General features: G+C 68.6%; 2 protein-coding genes and 1 pseudogene. 2 read left to right on the forward strand and 1 reads right to left on the reverse strand.

Annotated elements, in window-relative coordinates:
- Both ASJ79_RS20400 and serB read left to right on the forward strand, forming a co-directional pair.
- On the forward strand, nt 1-1283 hold a 1283-nt coding region (locus tag ASJ79_RS20400; RefSeq protein ID WP_067959145.1), incomplete at its 5' end, for a cbb3-type cytochrome c oxidase subunit I.
- A 25-nt stretch (nt 1284-1308) separates the two neighbouring features.
- On the forward strand, nt 1309-2568 hold the full coding sequence (serB, locus tag ASJ79_RS20405) for a phosphoserine phosphatase SerB (RefSeq protein WP_067959149.1): 1260 nt from the start codon (nt 1309-1311) through the stop codon (nt 2566-2568).
- Nucleotides 2569-2576: 8 nt separating this feature from the next.
- Here serB and ASJ79_RS20410 read toward each other — a convergent pair.
- A pseudogene (locus ASJ79_RS20410) lies at nt 2577-3704 on the reverse strand (PLP-dependent aminotransferase family protein); the annotation flags it as partial.
- Nucleotides 3705-3787: the final 83 nt, after the last annotated feature.

Consider the following 3787-nt stretch of genomic DNA (forward strand, 5'->3'; position numbering starts at 1 on the left):
CGCCGTTGACCGACGCGATCCACTCACCCGGTGCCGGTGGCGACCTGTGGATCATGGGCCTGGCCGTCGGCGGCCTGGGCACCATCCTCGGTGGCGTGAACATGATCACCACCGTGGTCTGCATGCGCGCTCCGGGCATGACGATGTTCCGGATGCCGATCTTCACCTGGAACATCCTGGTGACCTCGATCCTGGTGCTGCTGGCCTTCCCGCTGCTGACCGCCGCGCTGTTCGGGCTGGCCGCCGACCGGCACCTCGGCGCCCACGTCTACGACCCCGCCAACGGCGGTGTGCTGCTGTGGCAGCACCTGTTCTGGTTCTTCGGCCACCCCGAGGTGTACATCATCGCGCTGCCGTTCTTCGGCATCGTGTCGGAGATCTTCCCGGTGTTCAGCCGCAAACCGATCTTCGGCTACACCACGCTGATCTACGCGACGCTGGGCATCGCGGCGCTGTCGGTGGCCGTGTGGGCGCACCACATGTACGCCACCGGTGCGGTGCTGCTGCCGTTCTTCTCCTTCATGACGTTCCTGATCGCGGTGCCGACCGGTATCAAGTTCTTCAACTGGATAGGCACGATGTGGAAGGGCCAGTTGACGTTCGAGACACCGATGTTGTTCTCGATCGGCTTCATCGCGACGTTCCTGCTCGGTGGCCTGTCCGGCGTGCTGCTGGCCAGCCCGCCGCTGGACTTCCACGTCACCGACAGCTACTTCGTCATCGCGCACTTCCACTACGTGCTGTTCGGCACCATCGTGTTCGCCACCTACGCGGGCATCTACTTCTGGTTCCCGAAGATGACGGGCCGACTGCTCGACGAGCGGCTGGGCAAGCTGCACTTCTGGCTGACGTTCATCGGCTTCCACACCACGTTCCTGGTGCAGCACTGGCTCGGTGACGAGGGCATGCCCCGCCGCTACGCCGACTACCTGCCCAGCGACGGCTTCACCACGCTGAACGTCGTGTCGACCATCGGCGCGTTCATCCTCGGTGCCTCGACGCTGCCGTTCCTGTGGAACGTGTTCAAGAGCTGGCGTTACGGCGAGGTCGTGACCGTCGACGACCCGTGGGGTTACGGCAACTCGCTGGAATGGGCCACCAGCTGCCCGCCGCCGCGGCACAACTTCACCGAGCTGCCCCGCATCCGGTCCGAGCGTCCCGCGTTCGAGCTGCACTACCCGCACATGGTCGAGCGGATGCGCCGGGAAGCCCATGTCGGTCGTGCGCACGGGCCCGAGGACGGCGACGTGACGCGGCTCGACGACGAGAACGTCCGTACCTGACGGAGAAGGTGAGCGGCACCCGGGCGTGAGCGCATCGCAAGATTGGACTGCCGGCTCTCCACGCGACCGGTCGTCGCTGCTGATCACCGTCACCGGACGGGATCAGCCGGGTGTCACGTCCGCACTGTTCGAGGTGCTGTCCCAGCACCGGGTCGAGCTGCTCAACGTCGAACAGGTGGTGATCCGCGGCCGGCTGACGCTCGGCGTGCTGGTCGCCGCATCGCCGGACGTGGCGGGCGGGCCCGAGTTGCGCGCCGACGTCGAAGCGGCCATCCACGGGGTCGGCCTCGACGTCACCATCGAGGGCAGCGACGGGCTGCCAGTGATGCGGGAGCCGTCCACCCACACCATCGTGGTGCTGGGCCGTCCGATCACCGCCGAGGCGTTCGGTGTGGTCGCCAGGGAGGCCGCCGCGCTCGGGGTGAACATCGACTTCATCCGCGGGGTGTCGGACTACCCGGTGACCGGACTGGAGCTGCGGGTCTCCGTCCCCAACGGGGTGTACAGCGAGTTGCAGGCGGTGCTGGCCCGGGTCGCGGTGCAGGAGAGCGTCGACATCGCGCTCGAGGACTACAGCCTGGCGCGGCGCGCCAAACGGCTGATCGTGTTCGACGTCGACTCGACGTTGATCCAGGGCGAGGTGATCGAGATGCTGGCCGCGCACGCCGGTGCCGAGGCGGCGGTCGCCGAGGTCACCGAGGCCGCGATGCGGGGCGAACTCGACTTCGCCGAATCGCTGCACCGGCGGGTGGCCACTCTGGCGGGTCTTCCGGCGTCGGTGCTCGACGATGTCGCCGAACAGATCGAACTCACCCCGGGGGCCCGTACCACGATCCGCACGCTGCGGCGGCTCGGCTACTACTGCGGCATCGTCTCGGGCGGCTTTCGTCAGGTCATCGAGCCGCTGGCCCACGAGCTGATGATGGACTTCGTCGCCGCCAACGAGTTGGAGATCGTCGACGGCAAACTGACCGGACGGGTGGTCGGCGCTGTCGTCGACCGGCCGGGAAAAGCCAAGGCGCTGAGGGACTTCGCCCAACAGGCCGGGGTGACGATGGAGCAGACCGTGGCCGTGGGCGACGGCGCCAACGACATCGACATGCTGTCGGCGGCCGGGCTCGGGGTGGCGTTCAACGCCAAACCGGCGCTGCGGGAGGTCGCCGACGCCTCGCTGAGCCACCCGTACCTCGACACGGTGCTGTTCATCCTCGGCATCACCCGCGGTGAGATCGAGGCGGCCGACGCACTCGACGGCGTGGTCCGCCGCGTCGAGATCCCGGATTGAGGGCCGGGTCAGACCACCACGGCGGTCGGTTCGGGAGGCGTCAGACCGGTGACGGCGCGCCATGCCCGCGCCAGCAACTCGATCGCGTCGGTCAATTGGGCATCGGGCAGCGTGTAGGGCACCCGGATGAACCGTTCGAGGGTGCCGTCCACCCCGAAGCGGGGACCGGGCGGAATCTCCAGTCCCATCCGCGACGCCGCCGCCGACAGCGCCGAACTCATCGGCGCCGGCAGCCGCACCCACAACGACAGTCCGCCCGTTCCCGGTGCCGGCTGCCAGTCCGGAAGGTGCTCGGCGAGCAGTCGCAGCAGCAGCGCCCGGCGCGACCGCAGAAGGTCCCGACGCTCGGGCAGTACTTCGTCCTCGGCCGCCAGAAGCCTTGCGCCGGCGAGTTGTTCGAGGATCGGGGTGCCCATGTCGAGGGCCGGCCGCAGCGCCGCGATGGACGCCAGGGCGCTGCGTTCGGCGCGGATCCAGCCGATCCGCAGCCCGCCCCAGAACGACTTCGACATCGACCCGACGGTCAGCACCAGATCGCGGCGGCCGGTCATCGACACGGCGAACGGAGCGGGCACCTGCTCGTCGAGCCACATGTCGGTGATGGTCTCGTCGACGATGGTGCGGGTGCGCGTGTCGGCGATGATGTGCGCCAACCGCTTTCGCTCCGGGACCGGCAAGGTCATGCCCGTCGGGTTGTGATTGTCCGGAACCAGGTAGGCCAGTTTCGGGGCCAGTTGGCGGATGGCGGCCTCCACCGCGTCCAGTTCCCATCCGGCGGGGGTGAGCGCCACCGGTGCGGGCCGCAACCCACGCGAGGCCATGGCCGCGAGTGCTCCGTGATAGGTGGGTTGTTCGACGAGCACGCGGTCGTCCGGTTGGGTGAAGGTGGCGAGGATGAGCCCGATCGCGTGTAACGCTCCGGTGGTCACCATGATCTCGTCGGGATCGGTCGGAAGTCCGCGCGCGCAATACCTTTCGGCGATGGCCGCGCGCAGCGGCGGTACCCCCGAGAGTTCGATGCCGATGTCGTGCAGGTAGGGGGTGACCTGCTCGGCGGCCTCGGCGAAGGCCCGCGACACGACGGCCGCGGGGGCGGCCAGCGTGGCCGCCGCGAGGTTGGCCGACGCCGCGGCGACGGGCGCGGCCTCGCTGTGGTTCTGCAGGCGTCAGGGCTGACATGCGATCTCCACCGGATTGAGAAGTCGTTCACCGCATCGGG

This window comes from Mycobacterium sp. NAZ190054 (assembly GCF_001545925.1).
Taxonomy (GTDB): Bacteria; Actinomycetota; Actinomycetes; order Mycobacteriales; family Mycobacteriaceae; genus Mycobacterium.